The following is a 19443-nucleotide window of genomic DNA, read 5'->3' on the forward strand; positions in this document are numbered from 1 at the left end:
TGACACCCCAGCGCTTCATCGTCAATCTGATTGCGTTCATCGCACAGGCTCGCTTTCGGCAGGCTGAATGGTGGCGGGATGCGAAACCGACGCGGCCGCGTCGGCAGGCGGCGCGACCGGCACGCCATTCTGGAGCAGCACGGACGGATCGACGAAGGCCCGCGCCGATCCCATCAGCCCGCGGAACGGCGCCCTGATCCGGATGTTGAAGCGGAACGGCAGGTTGGCGATCATCCGCGCCGCGATCGATGTCTCGCCGGTCGCCTGCCGCACCCCGTCGAACGTCACGCCGCTGACGATCTCGCCATCGAGCCGGCCATCGAGGGTGATCGCCAGGCTCTGGTAGCGGATCTTCTTGAGCGCATCGAAGGCGAGCTTGCCCATCGTGCCGATCTGCGCACTCGACAATTCGCCGACATAGGCCAGTTGGCCGCCGCCCCGCCGCGCCTGGAGCACGCCGCCCGCGATCCGGCCGCCATTCTGGTCGAAGATCATCGGCAGCACGCCGTCGAAGGTGCCGGTGGCCGAGATGTTGGGAAAGGCGAGCTGCTGGACGAAGGCGGCTGCGTCGAGACTCTTCACCCGGAAGGTCAGATGCCGCTGCGCCGCCTGTTCGAAGCTGAGCAGGGTCGGCTCGAGATCGAGGGTGCCACCCGCGAACGGCCAATGGGCATCCTCCACCCTCACCCGCTGCTGAGGCAGCAGCTGGTAATGGACGACGCCGTTCGACACCGCGACGCCGGGATTGACCTCGGCGATGGTCACTGTCTGCCGCGGCGGCGTGGCCATGCCGAGCAGATCGGAGAAATGGATCGTGCCGGCGATCTTGCTGACCGGGCCGAAGGCGGCGGCGAGATCGGTGCCGTCGGTATGGAAATCGCCGGTGCTGGTGACGCCCTTCGCGGTCCAGTCGATCCGGCCGAGCCCCGCGACGGTGCCGTTCACGCTGGCGATCACGCCGAGCGTCAGCGGCGTCAGGGCTTCGGGTTGCAGCTTCTTGGGAATGAAGGTGATGCCCGGGACGTCGAGCGTCGCATGGCCGCTACCGTCTGCCAGATCGTGATGCACATCGACATGGGCGATCACCGCACTACTTTTCGGCTCGCGCAGCTCGGCGGTCGCATCGATATGGCCTTCACCGAAGCGCAGGGTGGCGTCATGCGCGATCAGCGGCACGAAGCGCGGCGCGGGCACGGCGTCGGAGATGGTGATCCCGCCGCTCAGCACCAGCGCACCGGCGGCGAACTCCCAGTCGCCCGCCATCTTGTCGAGCAGCAGCGGGACATGGCCGATCTGCGCCGAGGCGCCCTCGAACGGGCCGCTCAGCACGCCGCCCTTGTAACGGCCGTCCAGCGTATCGAGGTCGAGGCGGGTCAGCCCTTCCCCCTCGCCCAGCCGCACCGCCAGCTTGCGCACCGAAAGGCCCGCGGCGGATATCTCGGCCCGATCCGACGCGACCGACAGCGGCGCGGCCCCCGAATGGCCGGTAAGATGAAGGCCGGCGCCGATCGCCCCGTAGCGGAGCGGGCCGCCCGAGGGCTTCGAGACCAGCGGTGCGCCATCGATGCCGCACAGCCGCGCCCGGGCCGGATCGAGGCTCATGCCGCCGGCCCGGGCAGCCCTGAACGCCACCGGCACGCACCCCGCGCCGATTACGACGCCGCCGCGCGGATCGATCGTGCCCGAGACCGGCAGGACCAGTCCGCTGACCTGCCCGGACGGCAGCGGGCCATCGAAAGTGAGCACAGTATCGAAGCGCGTGCCCTTGCCGGAGACCGCGAAGCGCACCGGCGTCAGCGCCAGCCGCGCCGACCCGGCGGCATAAGGCTCCAGCCTCGCGACGCCGCTGACCGGCGCGCCGGCGACCGCCTGGTCGAGCCGGATGTCGAGCGCCGGGAGGCCGCCGCCGCCGGTCGTGACATGGCCGTCGACCCGCCACGCCCGGTCGCGCGCCTGCCAGCCGAAGCCGTCGCCATCCGCCATCCGCACGAAGCTGCCGCCCCGCCCGCCGAGCGCCAGCGTCCGGACGCTGATCGCCGTCCCCTCCGGCCCGCCGACGGTCAGCGCGACATGGCCGGCGGCATTGGCATCGGCGAGCAGGCGGTCGGCCGCGGCGCCGAACTTGCGCGCGAGCGGCTCCAACGGCGATCCGTCCATCGCGCCGAGACTGTCGTGCATGATCTTGCGGCGCGCGGCCGCGATCGCGGCGTCGGTCAACGAGGCGGTGCCCGAGAAGACCAGCCCGGCCGCGCCCGGCAGGAAGCGAAAACGGCCGTCCAGTGCCGTCTTGGCGGCGTGGCCGGCGGGCACCGCCAGGCCGGCGAGCGATACAACCGTGGCGCCGTCCCACCGCGTCCTGTCGCCCGAAGCCGTGATCAGGCCCGAAATCGCATCGAACCGCGCCGGCCCGATCGTGCCTCCGAAGCCGGCGAGCGACACCCCGCCCTCGCCCCGATCCAGCGACGTCGCCAGCCGCGCGTCGATCACCGCCCGGCCGGCGCCCAGCCGCAGCGCGGCGTCCGGGCAGGCCAGCGCCGCCAGATCGATCGGCCCGCCGAGCGTCGGCCGCTTGTCCCGGATGTGGACGGCGACATCCGCCGCCAGCCCGCGAATCGCGCAATGCCCGGCGGCGAGCAGCGGCGCGCGCGCCGTCATCCGGCCATGGAAGCCATCCTGGAGATTGCCGCTGCCCGCGATCACCGCGCCCACCGCGCCGGCCGGCGTATCCAGCGCGACCTGCGCGTCGGTAAGCGCCACCGCCATGTCCGGCAGGGCCAGCGGCGCGCTGCCGGATGTCTTCGGCAGCAGCCGGTCAATCGCGCCGAGCGAGACCTTGCCGTCCACCACGCGCGCCTTCAGCCGCACCCCGTCGGCGGTGACCGCATGGAGATAGGGGCCTCCCAGGCCATAGCCCAGTTCCAGTATGACACTCTTCGCCACCAGATCGGGCGCGCCGGGATCGCCGATCCGCACATTGTCGAGCCGTTGCACGAACGGCCCGATCGCGGTGAGCGTGTAGGAGGCGGGGACATGCGCCTCGGCCAGGCGGCGATCGACGAAGTGGGCGACGATCGGCTTGCGCTCGATCCAGCCGGCCAGCAGCCCGATGGCGGCCACTCCGCCCGCCAGCAGCGCAGCCATGGCGATCCGACGCCGCACCGGCACGGACTGTACGACCTCGTCCTCCTCCACGCCTGCTCCCACCCGGACCCTGATCCTGCATAGGGAAATGGCGGGCCGCTTGCCCAGCCCCGAACATCATCCGAAAACAGATAATTGCGCGGATCGCTCCGCCTGCTAGCAATTCCCGCGATGAGCGAGTCCCCGCCCGACGCCGCCGGACACCGCGCCCGCCTGCGCAGGCGGCTGCTCGACGCGCCGGATTCGCTGCAGGATTACGAGATCGTCGAATATCTGCTCGCGCTCGCCATTCCGCGCCGCGACACCAAGCCGCTCGCCAAGGCCTTGCTGCGCGAGTTCGGTGGTCTCGGCCCGCTGCTGTCGGCCGCGCCCGAACAGTTGATGCGGGTGAAGGGCATGGGCGACGGCGCGATCGCGGCGATCCGGATCGCCGGCGCGTCGGCGGTGCGCCTGCTCAAGACCAGGACCATAACCCAGCCGATCCTGTCCGGCTGGCAGGCGCTGCTCGATTATCTCCAGGCCGATATGGCGCATATCGGCATCGAGCGGGTCCGCGTGCTGCATCTGAACACCCGGAACATGCTGATCCGCGACGAGACGATCTCGGAGGGCACGATCGACCAGTCCGCCGTGCATATTCGGGCGGTGATCACGCGGGCTATGGAGCTGGGATCGGCGGCGATCATCCTCGTGCACAACCACCCCACTATCCCCTCGCAGATCACGTTCGATCACGCTCAGGCACATTGAAACACAAGCACCTTTTAGCTTGTCGAGGCGCCGGACACTGAGGCATATTGAGGGCGGTTATTGGGGGATCGGCGTATTCACCGACCTCAGTTGCCGACCGACTACCGCCCCCAGCTTTCGGGAGATGTGGCATGGGCAGCCTGACTGACGGCGCAATCCGGCGCAGCATCAAAGAGGTGGAGATGAGCGGCAGGCAGAAGTCGCTTGCCGACGGCGAGGGACGCGGTGTCGGTCGTTTGATCCTCGCCCTGCGACTGATGCCGAAGCGGGTCATCGCCGAGTGGATGGCCCAGCAGTGGCGCGACGGCAAACGGATCAAGGCGAAGCTCGGTGACTACCCCTCTATGTCGCTGTCCGGTGCGCGCGAGGTGTTCAAGCGCGACTATGCCGACGCAATCCAGAAGGGTCGCAGCATCAAGATCGCGACAGACACCCGGCCAGGAACGGTGGCCGACCTCTTCGAGGGGTACGTCACGGCCCTGAAGGAAGCCGGGAAGCCGTCCTGGAAGGAGACGGAGAAGGGACTTGAGAAGGTCGCCGACACGCTCGGCCGCAACCGCCTCGCACGCGAGATTGAGCCGGAGGAGATAACGGAGGTCCTGCGGCCCATCTTTGATCGGGGCTCGCGCGCGATGGCCGACCATGTCCGCTGCTACATCCGCGCCGCCTATAGCTGGGGCATGAAATCCGAGCTCGACTACCGCAACACGTCACCGCGACGCTTTCGGCTGCTCTTCAACCCCGCCGCGGGGATCCCGACTGAACCGAAGGTACAGGGCACACGCTGGCTGGACGAGGACGAGTATCTGCGCCTGTTCCGCTGGCTTGATTGTCCAGACGTGCCGGTACACCCCTCGTATCCGCGCGCCGTCCAGCTCATCATGCTGACTGGCCAGCGCGTCGAGGAGCTTGCGCGTTTGCATGTCGATCAATGGGATGCTTCCGAGCGGATCATCGACTGGTCGAAGACCAAAAACCTCCAGCCTCATGCGGTCCCGATGCCTTCGATCGCGGCGGAACTGATCGAATCCATCACGCCGAACGAGCACGGCTGGTTCTTCCCATCGGCGAAGGACCCATCCAAGCCGGTCAGCCACGGTACTCTATACAGCTTCGTCTGGCGCCAGCGTGACCGAGGCGTGATCCCCTCTGTGACAAACCGCGACCTACGGCGGACCTGGAAGACGCTCGCCGGCAAAGCCGGCGTGCCGAAGGAGATCCGCGACCGCATCCAGAACCACGCGCTTCAAGACGTCAGTTCGAAAAGTTACGACCGCTGGAACTACATGCCCGAGAAGCGCGCCGGCATGGCCCGGTGGGACAAGTTCGTGCGCGCGATGCTCGCCAAGAAGTCTGGCCGAAAGTCGCTGAAAGAAGCAGCATGATCGGGCGAGGCGCGATCGGCTGTGCGCTCCTTGCGGGCATCGGCGCAGCATCCCCTGCGCTTGCCGACCCGTGCACCTCTCCGCTGCCGTCGAGCGCGGGCCAGCGCTTCTCGGGATCGGTGCGCTACGTCGGGGACGGCGACAGCATGTGTATCGGCACGTCGGACGATCCACAAACCTGGATCGAGGTGCGCCTCGCCGACTTCGACGCACCGGAACTTCATGCTCCCTCAGGCATGGAGGCAAAAGCCGCGCTGACGACGATCGCTCTCGGCCATCCGGCGTCATGCACATCCATGCGAGGCCGCAGCGGGCGGGTCCGGGTCTATGACAGGGTCATCGCTGTTTGCACGATCCGTGGGCGATCGATCGGAACATTGCTCAGGCAGGCTGGTGTGCCCGAAGGCGGTCGGTAGATGCCAGATCGTGAAGCTTTTCAGGATCCATCCTGCTAGGGTTCAGGAATGACCACGCCTGTCCCCTTCCCGGACGGCGACGGCTACGCCTCTCTACTGGCCGAGCTTAAGGAGCGGATCCGAGCGGCCCGCCTGAAGGCCGCTGTCGCCGTCAATCAAGAACTGATCATGCTCTATTGGAGCATCGGTCGTGACATTCTCGGCCGGCAGTCGGCCGAGGGCTGGGGCGCCCGCGTCATCCAGCGCCTGGCCGACGACCTCCGGCGGGACTTCCCGGAAATGACGGGGCTATCGGCTCGAAACTTGAACTACATGCGGGCGCTATCCGCTGTGGACGATCAACTCCGCCATGAGGCGGATGCGCCGAGTATCGGGATCATCCTGTGCAAAGGGAAGAACGAGGTGGTTGTCGAATATGCGCTCCGAGACTCGGTCAAGCCGATGGGCGTCGCCGAGTATCGCGTATCGGCAGCCCTGCCCGAAACCCTCCAGGCCGAACTGCCGACCGTCGCCGAGTTTGCGCGCGACTTCCCGCTGATCTCGCTGGTGCAGCTGCGGATCGAAATCGAGCGCGAGCTTCGATCCATGGTGGACGGCGTTGACACATCCGAACGCCCTCTCACCATTGCAGCAAGCCTGCAGCAGTTGGACCGGCAGGGTCTCGCCCCGCCGAGCACCCGACGCTTTCACACTTCACTCCAAGCCCTCAATCGCGCAGCCCACGGCCTCGACATCGCCGAGGAAGCGGCAGTGGAGGCAGAAGCGATCGCATCGACCTTCCTCGCCGAGCTTCGCGCTATCCAGGCGGGAGACAGGCGATGACGATGGACGCAGGCGACAGCCTCGACACGACACCCGATGCCGACGCACGGCGCCTTGCCATCGAGGCGATCGCCAGCCTTGTCTACATCAAGAAGACCGCAGCCGAGCAGGTTCTCCGGCGCGCCGAGGTGCCCGAAGACCTCATCCGGCGGTTCCTGACCGAGCGCGATCCGGCGACCGGCGACAAGCGTTCGAAGCGCGATGCGGGAGCGGTCGTTCTCGATGCGCTGGCTCAGACCGGCCAGGACCATGCCGTCGTTCGCAACATCGTATCTCTCGCTGCCGATTGGACGGCGTTCCACCTTGCTCAGAACGAATATCAGGCACGCGCCGTGGTTCAGAAGGCTCGCGAGCTGCGTGGGGTATTGGCTGCGGCAGACGAGCGCGAGCGAAGCGAGGCCGAGGCGCGTCGGACAGCGGCGGCCCAGCAACGGAGCCGCGAGCAGGCGGACATGATGCGTCGCCAAAGCGCGTTGCTCCTCGCGCAGTTCGATCAGGCGGCGTCATCGGATGACCACCAGAAGCGAGGCTACCTTCTCGAAGATCTGCTGAACCGGACCTTCGATCTCCACGGAATCGCAGTCGTCCGTCCCTTTCGCCGGAACGGCGGTGCAGAGCAGATCGACGCCGCGTTCGAGCTGGACGGTTGGCATTACCTCGTCGAGTGCCGATGGCGCACGCGGCTGCCCGACATACGCCAATTGGACGGTTTGGCGGGCCAAGTCGCGCGGTCGGGGAGGCAGACCATGGGTCTCTTCCTTTCTGTGGAGGGCTGGTCCGAGCACGTCGTCCCCCTCCTGAAGCAGAGTCCCGACAAGGCTATCTTCCTGATGGAGGGGTTCGACCTTCGCTCGGTGCTGGATCAGCTAGTCGATCTGCGCCGGCTGCTTAAGGCGAAGATCTCGGCGTTGAACCTCGAGGCGGAGCCATACATGTCCGTTGCCCGTCTTCTCGCCTGATGCTCGATGAGCGACGATCCCTCAGTTCCGTCGGATGCCGCGCACGCTCCCGAGCCTGACCTCGCCACGCGCCTCGCCCGGCTCGACCGCTTCGAAGCCGAACTTATCAGGAAGGCCGCACCGCTGCTCGGCGCGACGACCGCGCTCTCGCATGCCGACTTCTTCGTGGTCGGAGCGACACGACGCACTCTCGCTCAAGCGCGAGGCTTCAAGCAGTTGATCGAAACACGCAACTTCCCCTGCGCCGCTGCCGTCCTGCGCATGCAAATCGACACTGCGATGCGGGTCAACGGCTTGTTCCTGGTCGACGACATGGTCGCGGCGTGCCGCTCGGTGCTCGACGGCGCTCGCTTCAACACCCTACGCGACCAAGCGGGAAACAAGCTGAGCGATGCCCACCTTCGTGCGGAACTCGCCAAGTCGAATCCGTGGATCAGCCCGGTCTACGAGAGAGCATCGGACTTCGTGCACCTGTCTGGCCGCCACTTCTACACGTCAATCGCGCACACCGATGATGCAACCCGCGTGGCAACATTTTCCATTAGCGGCGAAGACCCTCCCCGCCCGGAGGAAACTTATTATGAAGTCGTGGACAGCTTCTTCGAAGCGACGCGCTTGGTGGGGACGATGATTTTAGCGTATCTGAGCCTTCGCGCCGGTGTCGTGCAAACTGCCGCAGGCCACGCTCCAGCTGACACATCTCCCGCCCGGCCACCCAGCTAGCGCCTCAAGCGACGCCGGCCGCACGGCCGAGCGATGACAGGTTGGCCAGAAGCTGCCGCTCGGTATCCGCCCGAGACAAGCCCCAGATCGTGCCGAGGTCGGCAATGGCCTCCCCGACTTCCCAAGGCCATGCGGAGCGCCCAGCGACCTGGGCGAACGGACCATCTGACTCCGTCAGGAGACGGTCGCGCGGCATTTTGGCGGTCAGTTCACGTCCCTTTTCGCCCCGGAGCATGGCAGGGCCGACGCTGAACCAGCAGCCCAGATCGATCGCTCGTGCCAATTCGCGGTTCGAGCCGGAAAACCAATGCAGGATCGGTGTTCCAGCCCCGGAATGGTTTTCGAGCGCGTCCAGCACCGCCTTCGCCGCACGCCGGCTATGAAGCGACATGACCCTGCCTCCCGCCGCGCGGCATATGTTCAGGATGCGGGTGAAGACGGCGACCTGATCCTCCCAGTAGTGTTTGAACTCGGGTCCGCCGTCGAGTCCGACCTCCCCGACGTAGCGCGTCTCGCTGATCAAGCGCTCGAACTGCGGCAGTTCCCCCTTCCGATCGTGAACGAGCTGCGGGTGGAGGCCGAGGGCAGTGCGGATGCGGGTCTTACCTGCCGCCAAATGTTGCGCACGAGCTTCGCAAGCTGCTTCGGCAATCAATCGCGAGCCAAAAAGCAAAACCGCTTTCGTCAGCCGCGTCTGACACATCCGCGATGCCGATCTCCTCAACTCGGACTTTTCCATCATATTGCGATCGGCGGATTTAGGCGCGCAAAGCCTTCCTGACGCCGATAGGGAAAGTGCGGATATGGCGTGGTGACGGTGCTCGCCTCATCGAGCTTGGCGATCTGCTCGGGCGAAAGCGTCCAGCCGATCGCGCCGAGGTTTTGGCGGAGCTGTTCTTCGTTGCGCGCGCCGATGATGACTGATGACACGGTGGGCCGCTGAGTTAGCCAGTTGAGCGCCACCTGTGGCACGGTCTTCCCGGTTTCCGCCGCCACCAACTCCAGCGCATCGACGACACGGAACATGTGCTCGTCTTCCACGGGCGGTCCGAAGCTCGCCGTTGCGTGAAGACGGCTCCCCTCAGGCAGCGGCGCTCCACGTCTAATTTTTCCTGTCAGCCGGCCCCATCCAAGGGGCGACCAGACCATCGCGCCGAGGCCCTGATCGGCGCCGAGCGGCATCAGGTCCCACTCATAATCACGACCGATCAGCGAGTAATAGACCTGATTGGCGACATAACGGGGCCAGCCATGACGGTCGGCGACCGCCAGCGCTTTCATGATCTGCCAGCCGGAGAAGTTGGACACGCCGACGTAGCGCACCTTGCCGTCCCGCACGAGCACATCGAGCGTCGACAGAACCTCCTCCATCGGCGTGTTGGCGTCGAAGGCGTGTAATTGGAGGAGGTCGATATGGTCGGTCCCCAAGCGCCTCAACGCATCGTTGACGGAGCGGATCAATCGGAACCTTGAGGATCCAGCCTCATTCGGACCCTCCCCCATCGGCAGGCTGGTTTTGGTCGAGATCAGCACGCTGTCGCGCCGGCCCTTGAGGGCCGCGCCCAGAACCTCCTCGGATGCGCCATTGGAATAGACATCCGCAGTATCGAACAAGTTGACACCTGCTTCCAGGCAGACGTCGATCAGGCGTCGCGCCTCTTCTACATCCGTGGTGCCCCATGCCCCGAACAGTGGTCCCGTTCCGCCGAATGTGCCCGCGCCGAAACTCAGCACCGGAACCTTGAGACCTGATCGGCCGAGAAAACGATAGTCCATGACATGATCCTTTATGGTGAAAATCAGGGATGGCTGCCGAGCAGAACGCCGAGGTCGATAGCGCCCGCCATCGCCTTGTTGCCCGCGTCACCGGGATGAAGGTGGTCGCCGGAATCAAAGATCGGGGCGAGCCGTGCGGGATGCGCGGGATCACGAAGGAGCCGGTCGAAATCGATGACGCCATCGAACGCGCCGCTTTCTCTGATCCAGCGGTTGATTTCCAGACGAAGCGCGTCCTTGTCCGTGTTGTAGTAGTCGTCGAGCGGGGTGCCGGAGAGCGCACCTTCAAACGGCGTGAGGGTTGCGCCGATCACCCGGACGTTGCGGGCATGGGCGAGTGCGATGAACTGCCGATAGCCCGCGATCATCGCCTCGGCCGCGGGGCGGACTTGTTGACGCGCGAACGCCGTGCCGGGCCAGGCAATGTCGTTGATGCCGATCAGCAGGATGACGGCTCTGACGTTCGGCTGGGTGAGCACATCGCAGTCGAGCCGCGCGAGCGCGTTCACCCCCATCTTGTCTTGGAGCAGTCTGCCGCCCGAGATGCCGGCATTGAGCACCGCGATATGGTTCGGGGCAAAACGCATGGCGAGGAAATCCGGCCATCGCGTGTTGGCGTCGATGGTCGCGCCGTTACCATCGGTAATGGAATCGCCGACAGCAACTACGGCTCCCTCGTTTGTGGTATCGACAAGAACCTCGCTCAGCAGGATGCGCGCATCGGTCTTATCCTTTGCCGGGAAGGTCGTGGCGCGAGTGAGGTCGCCCTGTCCAAACCACGCCGTCGCACGGCCGTCCCAATGAAAAGTCTTGAGCGACGTTTTGTCGGGTAGCCAGGTCGAGACGACAAGTTGCGTGCCGTCCGCCACGGTCATGTCGAGCGGATCACTGACAGCCTGCGCACCGGGTAGGATGACTGTGCTTTCCTTTCCTCCGAACGACAGGCTTTGAACTGCTTGGATGGCGGAGGTCGCGTTTGGGCCGGCGATGGCGACGCTCGCAGCGCCGATCTTCATCGGCGCGTCTCCGTAAATGTTGGAGAAGACGAATCGAAAGCGGGGACCGCCAAGGCTGATCCTGATTACTTGCCGGAAAGTCTGGTTCTGGACAGCAGCGGGGATCTTAGTGGGAAAAGCGAAGTCAGCGCCCCACGTCGGCTGTGGGCTCGCCATCCATGTGCCAATCCAGTTTGTGTCCTGTGCCAATGCTGGTGTTTCGACGAACAGAGACGCGGCCAAAGCAAAGATGGAGAGCTGTTTCGCGAAGGCCGTTTTCGGGCGTGAACGCGCTCTTCGAGTTTCAATGGACATGGGTCTTTGATCCGGTTGCTTGATCGGTGAAGGCAGAGCGCGAAGCGCGACCGACCATCATCGCCGAGACGGCGACACCGACCGCCGCCGCCGGGAACAGGGCAGCGACGAGCGGCACGAAGCCGAGGCCGGGACCGTGGTCGATCACGACGCCGCCTGCCCAGGCGCCGATCGCGTTACCGAGATTGAAGGCCGCGATATTGAAGGAAGACGCCAAGCTCTGGCCGGCACCTTCCGCCTTGGACAAAACCCACATCTGGAGAGGCGCGACGGTGGAGAAACCCGCCGCGCCGAGCAGTCCGGTGAAGGCGACTGCGGAAACGGCGGAGCCAAGCCCGGCTGTCATCGCGGCCAGCACGAGCGCAAGCACGATCAGCGTGCCGATCACGGTGGGGAGAAGACTACGATCGGCGAGCTTGCCGCCTATCAGGTTGCCGACGACGAGACCGCCGCCGAAAACCAGCAGGATGGGCGAGACCGCCGCTTCCTGAAACCCGCTGATGCGGGTCAGCATCGGCGCAATATAGGTGAAGACGGCGAAGACGCCGGCATAGCCGAGGACGGTCGTGACCAGACCGAGCAGAACCGGACCGCGAAGGATGGTGGCGAGGTCCACCCGCCAGTCGCTTGTCTCCGGCGCGCCGCTGTCCTTAGGGACGAGCGCCGCGATGACGGCGAAGGCGATGAGCCCCACCAGTGTCACGGCGCCGAAGGTGGCCCGCCAGCCGAGATGCTGGCCGATCCATGTTCCGAATGGCACGCCGAGGATGTTGGCCACCGTCAACCCCGTGAACATCACGGCGATGGCGGACGCCTTGCGATTTTCGGCGACAAGACCCGTCGCAACCACCGATCCGACCCCGAAGAAGGTGCCATGCGCCAACGCCGTCAGCACGCGCGCCGCCATGAGGAAGTCGTAACTCGGCGCCAGCGCACAGGTGGCGTTCCCGGCGATGAAGATCGCCATCAGCGCCAGCAGCACGGTCTTGCGTGGCCATCGCGAGGTCAGGACGGTCAGGACCGGCGCACCGATCACCACACCGAGCGCATAACCGGAAATCAGAAGGCCCGCTGCTGCGATCGACACACCGAAATCGTAGCTTACGTCAAGCAGCAATCCCATTATGACGAATTCCGTGACGCCGATGCCGAAGGCTCCGGCCGTCAGGGCATAGAGCGCCAACGGCATGATCTGTCTCGCAACGTTCAAGTTCGAGACGAGACATAGACCCGCATCTGGGCATGATATAGTATGCCGGATGTAATATCACTTATGAATTGAAGGACCAATGGCGCGTTCTGAAATCAACCGGTCCGGCGAAATGGAAGTGTTTGTCTGCGTCGTGGAGCGCGGGGGCTTCTCGGCCGCCGCGCGCGTTTGCCGCATGACGCCCTCCGCAGTCAGCAAACTCGTCACCCGGCTCGAAGCGCGGCTTGGCGCGCGGCTGGTCAATCGTTCGACGCGAGCATTCCAGCTCACACCAGAAGGATGTGCATTCTACGAACGCGCAACGCGGATACTGGCGGACATTGCTGACGCAGAACGCGGCGTGGGAGCCGGAGAGCAGCCGGTGGGACGCATCCGCCTCAACACAAGTGCGTCATACGCCACCCACATACTGTCTCCGATCCTGCCGGAATTTTTGGATCTTTATCCGGGCGTCACGCTTGATCTGGTGCAAACCGACATGGTGGTCGATCTGTTAGCCGAGCGGACCGACGTGGCGGTGCGCGCCGGTCCCCTCAAAAGTTCCAGTCTTGTCGCACGCAAGCTCGGCGACACGGCATTGGTTATCGCCGCTGCACCCTCATACCTTGCGCGGCTAGGCGAGCCGAAGACGCTTGAAGACCTGGAACAGCACAACCGTCTCGGCTTCGGCTATGTTCGCACCGTCGACGGCTGGCCGATGAGGAAGGGAGCCGAGACCGTCATCATTCCTGCTGTGGGACGGGTTCAAGCCAGTGACGGCGAAGCATTGCGCCGATTGGCTTTGAACGGCGTAGGTCTGGCGCGCCTCGCAGCATTTACGGTTCACGAGGATCTCGCCGCTGGGCGTCTCGTGCGGGTTTTAGAACATCTGAATCCCGGCGATCGCGAAGCCTTCCATGCGATCTATATCGGGCAAGGTGGACCGCTTCCGTCGAGGGTGCGGGCGCTGCTCGACTTCCTTGCGGAGAAGGGACCCGTGGCTTGACGCCCCAAGTGCCTCTGCGCCTCTATGTGTGGGTTGCGCAGCGGCGGGAAGCGAAGGGCATATGCCCGGCGGCCGCAGACTGTTGATATCAAACATTCCTACGCGCGAGACTGATTGCGTGATCGCACGCATGTCCCATTTCGATCGGCTCGAGAAGAGGCAATGATGCCAAGAAGCTGGCGCACCCATCATGATTCGAACCTGAGACCTTCGCCTTCGGAGGGTAGGTCAGCGACCCCAGTCCAAACTGCCGTCAGCCGCCATAAGGGGGATAACATAAGCCCGCCGATGTGGCGCCGGGACTTTGCTAGAACACTACGCCCTTAGCTTCAGGGTTGATGACAGCGCCTGATTACGATTGCCTCTTGGGTACTGATATTGCCGGGAGATGATCGTGGGTGCCCAAAGATACCTTACGCCAGCTGAGGTCGCCGATCGATACCGAGGCGAAATTAGCCTTGGCACATTGCGGAACTGGCGGTCGGCCCGTGTTGGCCCTGGCTTCGTGAAGATCGGCAAGGCGGTCCTCTACCCCGTTGACCAGCTCGACGCTTGGGACGAGAAGAACCTCGTGGCTTGCCGTGCCTCGCACAGATCGCTCCTGATCGAGCCGGATTGAGCGTGATGATCACGTTGATGCACACCGTTCCGATCTCAATCGTCGCTCCCACCGACTCTTAACTAGCGCTTTTTGTGCAAGCGATTGAACCACTTAACCAGCATCAATGTGATGATCCACAATCACCCCAGCGGCGATCCCGCGCCGAGCCGGCAGGACATCGCGCTGACCAAGCAGATCATCGAGGCCGGGCGGCCATTGGGCCTGTCCGTCCACGATCACGTCATCATCGGCAGCAAGGGCCACGCCAGCATGAGGGCGCTGGGACTGATCTAATGCACCACCAGCGCCTCGAGAGGCTTTGCAGGAGCGGGCTTCGCGACGCCCGCCCTGGCGCGGGACAATGCGGTGGGCGTCGGTGGCGTCATCAGGAAGCGGGTCATCTCGTCGGGGGTGACACCGCCATCATGGTTGGCATCGGCGCGCGCGAAGGCGGTGGACGACGCATTCATCGCCGAGACCGGCGCAATGCCCTTGGCAGACGCGCCCTTCGCCCGGCCTCGCTGCTCGACCGATCCGCCGTGCGACCGCATCACCCAGGTGCTGAACTCGAGCGGGGTGAGCCGGCCCTTGTCGCCCTGATCATATGTCGACCATTCCGAGCGGACGGCGGCAAGCACCTGATCGCGGGTCGGCCGGGGCGCAGCGACGGGCGGTGAAGCCGCCGACTGGGCGACCGCCGCCTCCGGTGCCGGAGGACTGCGCGGCGGGGCAGCGGCCGCGGCGCCGGCTACCAGCAGTGCCCCCAGCAATATCGACATGGTCTCGACTCCTCGGATCGCGTCGATAGGCCGAATTTCGTTGCGCCGCGATGAACCGGACGGCGAGCCGCCCCGTGGCCGCGCCGTTTTGTTGCCGCCCTTCATCTGCTCTGCTAGGCGCGCGAGGATTTTCCCGCATTTCGAGGACTTGCCATGATCCCCCGCTATTCGCGCCCCGACATGGTCGCGATCTGGACACCCGAGAGCCGTTTCGCGATCTGGTTCGAGATCGAGGCCCATGCCACCGAGAAGCTGGGCGAGCTCGGCGTCGTGCCGCCGTCCGCCGCCAAGGCGCTGTGGGACTGGTGGGCGACCAAGCCCGTGATCGACGTCGCCGCGATCGACGCGATCGAGGCCGTCACCAAGCATGACGTCATCGCCTTCCTGACCTGGGTGGCCGAGCAGGTCGGCGACGAGGCGCGCTTCATGCACCAGGGCATGACCTCGTCCGACGTGCTCGACACCTGCCTCGCGGTGCAGCTGAAGCGCGCCGCCGACCTGCTGATCGCTGACGTCGACCGGCTGCTCGAGGTGCTGGAGCGCCGCGCGATCGAGCATAAGCTGACCCCCACGATCGGCCGCAGCCACGGCATCCATGCCGAGCCGGTGACCTTCGGCCTCAAGCTCGCGCAGGCGCATGTCGAATTCCAGCGCTGCCGCAAGCGCCTGGTCGATGCGCGCGAGGAGATCGCGACCTGCGCCATTTCGGGTGCGGTCGGCACCTTCGCCAATATCGATCCGCAGGTCGAGGAGCATGTCGCCGCCAAGCTCGGCCTGACGCCGGAGCCGGTCTCGACCCAGGTGATCCCGCGCGATCGCCATGCCATGTTCTTCGCGGTGCTGGGCGTCGTCGCCTCGTCGATCGAGCGGCTGGCGATCGAGGTCCGCCACCTCCAGCGCACCGAGGTGCTGGAGGCGGAGGAATATTTCTCGCCCGGCCAGAAGGGTTCGTCGGCGATGCCGCACAAGCGCAACCCGGTGCTGACCGAGAATCTCACCGGCCTCGCCCGCCTCGTCCGTTCGGCGGTGAACCCGGCGATGGAGAATGTCGCGCTGTGGCACGAGCGCGACATCTCGCACTCGTCGGTGGAACGCGGCATCGCCCCCGACGCGACGATCACGCTCGATTTCGCCCTGGCGCGCCTCACCGGGGTGATCGACAAGCTGCTGGTCTATCCGGTGCGGATGCAGAAGAATCTCGATAAGATGGGCGGCCTCGTCCATTCGCAGCGGGTGCTGCTGGCGCTGACCCAGGCCGGCGTGTCCCGCGAGGATGCCTATCGCCTCGTCCAGCGCAACGCGATGAAGGTGTGGGAGTCCGACGGCGAACTGTCGCTGCTCGAACTGCTCAAGGCCGATCCCGAGGTCACCGCGGCATTGAGCGTCAACGAGATGGAGGACAAGTTCGATCTCGGCTATCACTTCAAGCATGTCGACACGATCTTCCAGCGGGTGTTCGGCCGCTATGTCTGATGCCCGTGCCGCCTTGCGCCACGGCACGGCGGCCGATCACGAACGGCTGGACGCCCTGTTCGGGGCTTTCCGGCTGGACGATGCCGAGGAGTATCGTGCTTTTCTGACCGCCCATGCGATGGCCCTGGCGGCGATCGAGACGGCGCTGGACGAGGCCGGCTTCGATACCGTGCTGCCGGACTGGCCGGAACGGCGGCGCGGCCATGCCATCGCCGCCGATCTGGCCATGCTCGGCGCCACGGCGCCGGCCCCGCTGCCCGTGCCGGCGCTGGCGCTGGCGCTGGCGACGCCGGCGGCCTCATGGGGCGCCGCCTATGTCGTGGAAGGTTCGCGGCTCGGCGGTGCGGTGCTCGCCCGAGCCGTGCCGGACACGCTGCCGAAATCCTATCTCGGCACACCCCAATCCGCCGGGGCGTGGCGGAACTTCCTGCAAAGCCTCGACAAAGCGCTTACCCTCCCGCAAGACATCGCCGCCGCAACCGAAAGCGCCCGCGCCGCGTTCGTTATCTTCGAGCAAGCGGGCCTGCGGGTCAGGGGAAAGACGGACTAAGTGGGCGATATCAGGGAACAGGTCGATCTGAGCAATTGCGATCGCGAACCGATTCATATTCCGGGCTTGATCCAGCCTTTCGGTTTCCTGATCGCTTTGTCTTCCGATTGGCTGATCTCCCGCACCTCCGCCAATACCGGCGAATTCATCGGAAAACGCCCGGAAGAGCTGCTCGGCCGCCCGGTCGTCGACATCCTCGGGGGCGAGGCCGTCCACGCCATCCGCAACCGCGTATCGCTGCTGCGCGGCCATGACGCCACCGAGCGGGTGTTCGGCCTGAAACTCGCCGAAATCGAGCAGAGCTTCGACGTCGCCCTGCATCTGTCCGACGGCGGCATCGTGATCGAGGCCGAACTGAGCCAGCCCGAACTGGGGGACGGCGCAGGCACCATCCGATCGATGATGAGCCGGCTCGACCAGGCGACGAAGATGGACGCCTTTCTGCGCGAAGGCGCACGGCAGGTGCGCGCGCTCACCGGTTTCGATCGGGTGATGGTCTATCGCTTCGATCCGCAGGGCAATGGCGAGGTCGTCGCCGAGGCGGCACGGTCGGGGATCGGCAGCTTCCTGCATCTCCATTATCCGCACACCGATATTCCGGCGCAGGCGCGCGCGCTCTACCAGCGCAACCTGTTCCGGATCATCGCCGATGTCGGTGCCGTGCCGGTGCCGGTGCTGCCGACGCTCAACGAGCGCGGGCGACCGCTCGACCTCTCGCTGTCCGTATTGCGTGCGGTATCGCCGATCCACATCGAATATCTCACCAATATGGGCGTCGGCGCCTCGCTGTCGATCTCGATCGTGATCGAGGGGCGGCTGTGGGGCCTGTTCGCCTGCCACCATTATTCCCCGCGCTGTCCCGGGCTGGAGCGCAGATCGCTGGCCGAGCTGTTCGGCCAGATGTTCGCGATGAAACTCGAGGCGCTGGAACGGCGGGAGGCGGCAGCCTATTCCGCGCGTGCCCATGCGGTGAGCGAGCGTTTGCTCGTCCAGTTGGCCGGCGACGCATCCTTGCGGGACGATCCGGCGTGGCTCGCCGAAACGCTGGACGAGGCGATCCCCGCCGACGGCATCGGCGTCGTGATCAACGGCATGGTCGCCATTGCCGGGCTTGCCCCCGACGAGGACAGCTTCACCCGCCTGGTCCGCGAGCTCAACCGGGCCGAAGCCGGCAAGGTCTATGCGACCGATCATATCGCCGGCTTCTTCCCGGAGGCCGAGCGCTGGTCGGATATCGCCGCCGGGATGCTGGCATTGCCGATCTCGCGCTCGCCACGCGATTATGTCGTGCTGTTCCGGCAGGAGATCATCCGGACGGTGCGCTGGGCGGGCGATCCCTTCCTGCCCAAGCAGTTCGGCCCCAATGGTGACAGGCTCAGCCCGCGCAAGAGCTTCGATGCGTGGAGCGAAACGGTGCGCGGCCGATCGCAGCCCTTTACCGCCATGGAGCGGCAGGTGGCCGAATCGCTGCGGGCGACGCTGATCGAGGTCGTGCTCCGCATGTCCGACGAGGCGCATGTCGAACGCCAGCAGGCGGCCGAGCGGCAGGAATTGCTGATCGCCGAACTCAATCACCGGGTTCGCAACATCCTGTCGCTGATCCGCGGCCTCGTCCGCCAGTCACGCGGTTCGGGCTCGATCGACGAGTATGTCACCGAGCTGGACGGCCGCATCCATGCGCTGGCGCGCGCGCACAACCAGATCACCAGCGACAATTGGGGCCCCGCCCCGCTGCGCGGCCTGATCGAGACCGAAGCAGCCGCCTATCTGGCCGGCAAGGCCGATCGCGTCCGCACCGATGGCCCCGAGATACTGCTGCAACCCAATGCCTTCTCGACGCTGGCGCTGGTGATCCATGAGTTGATGACCAACAGCGCCAAATATGGCGGCCTTTCCGACAATGGCCATGTCGAGGTGCGTTGGTCGATCGACCGGCAGGGCTGCCTCGCGCTCGACTGGCAGGAGATCGGTGGCCCGGTCGTCCAGCCGCCGACCCGCCAGGGCTTCGGCAGCACCATCATCCGCCGCTCGATCCCCTATGATCTCGGTGGCGAGGCGAAGGTCGATTTCGCCCCGCTCGGCCTTTCGGCGCATTTCGTCATTCCGGAACGCCATGTCAGCCAGCGCATCGCCGCACGGCCGGCGATGGCAGTCGAAGCCGAGACACCACCGCCCGTGTTGACCGGCGGCCCGCTGCTGTCCGGCCCTGTCCTGCTGGTCGAAGACAGTTTGATCATCGCGATGGACGCGGAAGATATCCTCATCCGGCTCGGCGCAGACAGCGTCGCGACGGCATCCAACATCCCGCAGGCGATCGCCGAACTCGGGCGCACTCGGCCGACGGTGGCGATCCTGGATATCAATCTCGGCACCGAGACCAGCCTGCCGATCGCCGATCGGTTGAAGGCGCTGGGCATCCCCTTCCTCTTCGCAACCGGCTATGGCGAACAGGCCAGGCTTCCCGCGGCGCATGCGGACACGCCGGTGCTCCAGAAACCCTACACCATCGAAGGCGTGGCGCGGGAATTGGGGGCGTTGCTGAGCGCCGGCTGATCTCGCCTGC

General features: G+C 65.5%; 17 protein-coding genes and 1 pseudogene. 12 read left to right on the plus strand and 6 right to left on the minus strand.

Annotation, left to right across the window (positions count from 1 at the left end; translation table 11 throughout):
* Window positions 1-36: 36 nt before the first annotated feature.
* On the minus strand, window positions 37-3192 hold the full coding sequence (locus PBT88_RS11920) for a YdbH domain-containing protein (RefSeq protein WP_270075567.1): 3156 nt from the start codon (window positions 3190-3192) through the stop codon (window positions 37-39).
* Window positions 3193-3312: 120 nt separating this feature from the next.
* On the opposite strand from PBT88_RS11920, the gene PBT88_RS11925 reads away from it, so the two are divergent.
* From PBT88_RS11925 to PBT88_RS11950, 6 genes are all read left to right on the plus strand, one after another.
* A complete protein-coding gene (locus PBT88_RS11925) occupies window positions 3313-3891 on the plus strand; it encodes a JAB domain-containing protein (protein WP_270075568.1) in 579 nt (192 codons plus the stop codon).
* A 131-nt stretch (window positions 3892-4022) separates the two neighbouring features.
* On the plus strand, window positions 4023-5276 hold the full coding sequence (locus PBT88_RS11930) for a tyrosine-type recombinase/integrase (protein ID WP_270075569.1): 1254 nt from the start codon (window positions 4023-4025) through the stop codon (window positions 5274-5276).
* Window positions 5273-5692 carry a thermonuclease family protein gene (locus PBT88_RS11935; protein ID WP_270075570.1) on the plus strand — a complete coding sequence of 140 codons (420 nt, stop codon included), beginning with the start codon at window positions 5273-5275 and terminating at the stop codon, window positions 5690-5692. The genes PBT88_RS11930 and PBT88_RS11935 overlap by 4 nt, the downstream gene beginning before the upstream one ends.
* 48 nt (window positions 5693-5740) lie before the next feature.
* Window positions 5741-6514, plus strand: a complete 774-nt coding sequence (locus PBT88_RS11940; protein ID WP_270075571.1) for a PDDEXK nuclease domain-containing protein — start codon at window positions 5741-5743, stop codon at window positions 6512-6514.
* A complete protein-coding gene (locus tag PBT88_RS11945; RefSeq protein ID WP_270075572.1) occupies window positions 6511-7473 on the plus strand; it encodes a hypothetical protein in 963 nt (320 codons plus the stop codon). The genes PBT88_RS11940 and PBT88_RS11945 overlap by 4 nt, the downstream gene beginning before the upstream one ends.
* Before the next feature lie 6 nt (window positions 7474-7479).
* On the plus strand, window positions 7480-8196 hold the full coding sequence (locus PBT88_RS11950; protein WP_270075573.1) for a hypothetical protein: 717 nt from the start codon (window positions 7480-7482) through the stop codon (window positions 8194-8196).
* Between the two features lie 4 nt (window positions 8197-8200).
* On the opposite strand, the gene qatD is transcribed toward PBT88_RS11950, so the two are convergent.
* From qatD to PBT88_RS11970, 4 genes are read right to left on the minus strand one after another with little or no spacing between them, the layout of a single operon-like run.
* Complete coding sequence (qatD, locus tag PBT88_RS11955; RefSeq protein WP_270075574.1) at window positions 8201-8935, minus strand: Qat anti-phage system TatD family nuclease QatD; 735 nt, start codon at window positions 8933-8935, stop codon at window positions 8201-8203.
* A complete protein-coding gene (locus PBT88_RS11960) occupies window positions 8935-9972 on the minus strand; it encodes an aldo/keto reductase (protein ID WP_270075575.1) in 1038 nt (345 codons plus the stop codon). Before PBT88_RS11960 ends, qatD begins: the two co-directional genes overlap by 1 nt.
* 23 nt (window positions 9973-9995) lie before the next feature.
* On the minus strand, window positions 9996-11282 hold the full coding sequence (locus tag PBT88_RS11965; RefSeq protein WP_270075576.1) for an SGNH/GDSL hydrolase family protein: 1287 nt from the start codon (window positions 11280-11282) through the stop codon (window positions 9996-9998).
* Window positions 11272-12492, minus strand: coding sequence for an MFS transporter (locus PBT88_RS11970; RefSeq protein WP_270075577.1), 1221 nt, complete (start codon window positions 12490-12492; stop codon window positions 11272-11274). The genes PBT88_RS11965 and PBT88_RS11970 overlap by 11 nt, the downstream gene beginning before the upstream one ends.
* 79 nt (window positions 12493-12571) lie before the next feature.
* Between PBT88_RS11970 and PBT88_RS11975 the strand changes: the two genes are divergently transcribed.
* From PBT88_RS11975 to PBT88_RS11985, 3 genes and pseudogenes are all read left to right on the plus strand, one after another.
* Window positions 12572-13477 (plus strand): LysR family transcriptional regulator, encoded by a 906-nt coding sequence (locus tag PBT88_RS11975; RefSeq protein WP_270075578.1) that lies wholly within the window; start codon window positions 12572-12574, stop codon window positions 13475-13477.
* 388 nt (window positions 13478-13865) lie between these two features.
* Complete coding sequence (locus tag PBT88_RS11980; protein WP_270075579.1) at window positions 13866-14096, plus strand: helix-turn-helix transcriptional regulator; 231 nt, start codon at window positions 13866-13868, stop codon at window positions 14094-14096.
* A 108-nt stretch (window positions 14097-14204) separates the two neighbouring features.
* Window positions 14205-14372: pseudogene (locus tag PBT88_RS11985) on the plus strand (JAB domain-containing protein); the annotation flags it as partial.
* Here PBT88_RS11985 and PBT88_RS11990 read toward each other — a convergent pair.
* Complete coding sequence (locus tag PBT88_RS11990) at window positions 14369-14857, minus strand: EF-hand domain-containing protein (protein WP_270075580.1); 489 nt, start codon at window positions 14855-14857, stop codon at window positions 14369-14371. The pseudogene PBT88_RS11985 and the gene PBT88_RS11990 sit on opposite strands and share 4 nt — an antisense overlap.
* Before the next feature lie 153 nt (window positions 14858-15010).
* Here PBT88_RS11990 and purB point away from each other — a divergent pair, with 153 nt between their 5' ends.
* The 3 genes from purB to PBT88_RS12005 all read left to right on the plus strand — a co-directional run bounded on the left by purB (window position 15011) and on the right by PBT88_RS12005 (window position 19433).
* A complete protein-coding gene (purB, locus tag PBT88_RS11995) occupies window positions 15011-16330 on the plus strand; it encodes an adenylosuccinate lyase (RefSeq protein ID WP_270075581.1) in 1320 nt (439 codons plus the stop codon).
* Window positions 16323-16880: a biliverdin-producing heme oxygenase gene (locus PBT88_RS12000; RefSeq protein WP_270075582.1), complete on the plus strand. Its 558-nt coding sequence runs from the start codon at window positions 16323-16325 to the stop codon at window positions 16878-16880. Before purB ends, PBT88_RS12000 begins: the two co-directional genes overlap by 8 nt.
* A gap of 66 nt (window positions 16881-16946) precedes the next feature.
* Complete coding sequence (locus PBT88_RS12005; protein WP_270075583.1) at window positions 16947-19433, plus strand: HWE histidine kinase domain-containing protein; 2487 nt, start codon at window positions 16947-16949, stop codon at window positions 19431-19433.
* Window positions 19434-19443: the final 10 nt, after the last annotated feature.

It is taken from the genome of Sphingomonas abietis, assembly GCF_027625475.1.
Taxonomy (GTDB): domain Bacteria; phylum Pseudomonadota; class Alphaproteobacteria; order Sphingomonadales; family Sphingomonadaceae; genus Solisphingomonas; species Solisphingomonas abietis.

Coding starts and splice junctions, on each gene's coding strand:
- PBT88_RS11965 (WP_270075576.1), bottom strand. CDS start 11,282: ATGTCCATTGAAACTCGAAGAGCGCGTTCACGCCCGAAAACGGCCTTC.
- PBT88_RS11925 (WP_270075568.1), top strand. CDS start 3,313: ATGAGCGAGTCCCCGCCCGACGCCGCCGGACACCGCGCCCGCCTGCGC.
- PBT88_RS11930 (WP_270075569.1), top strand. CDS start 4,023: ATGGGCAGCCTGACTGACGGCGCAATCCGGCGCAGCATCAAAGAGGTG.
- PBT88_RS11945 (WP_270075572.1), top strand. CDS start 6,511: ATGACGATGGACGCAGGCGACAGCCTCGACACGACACCCGATGCCGAC.
- purB (WP_270075581.1), top strand. CDS start 15,011: ATGATCCCCCGCTATTCGCGCCCCGACATGGTCGCGATCTGGACACCC.
- PBT88_RS11950 (WP_270075573.1), top strand. CDS start 7,480: ATGAGCGACGATCCCTCAGTTCCGTCGGATGCCGCGCACGCTCCCGAG.
- PBT88_RS11975 (WP_270075578.1), top strand. CDS start 12,572: ATGGCGCGTTCTGAAATCAACCGGTCCGGCGAAATGGAAGTGTTTGTC.
- PBT88_RS11990 (WP_270075580.1), bottom strand. CDS start 14,857: ATGTCGATATTGCTGGGGGCACTGCTGGTAGCCGGCGCCGCGGCCGCT.
- PBT88_RS12000 (WP_270075582.1), top strand. CDS start 16,323: ATGTCTGATGCCCGTGCCGCCTTGCGCCACGGCACGGCGGCCGATCAC.
- PBT88_RS11940 (WP_270075571.1), top strand. CDS start 5,741: ATGACCACGCCTGTCCCCTTCCCGGACGGCGACGGCTACGCCTCTCTA.
- PBT88_RS11980 (WP_270075579.1), top strand. CDS start 13,866: ATGATCGTGGGTGCCCAAAGATACCTTACGCCAGCTGAGGTCGCCGAT.
- qatD (WP_270075574.1), bottom strand. CDS start 8,935: ATGGAAAAGTCCGAGTTGAGGAGATCGGCATCGCGGATGTGTCAGACG.
- PBT88_RS11935 (WP_270075570.1), top strand. CDS start 5,273: ATGATCGGGCGAGGCGCGATCGGCTGTGCGCTCCTTGCGGGCATCGGC.
- PBT88_RS11960 (WP_270075575.1), bottom strand. CDS start 9,972: ATGGACTATCGTTTTCTCGGCCGATCAGGTCTCAAGGTTCCGGTGCTG.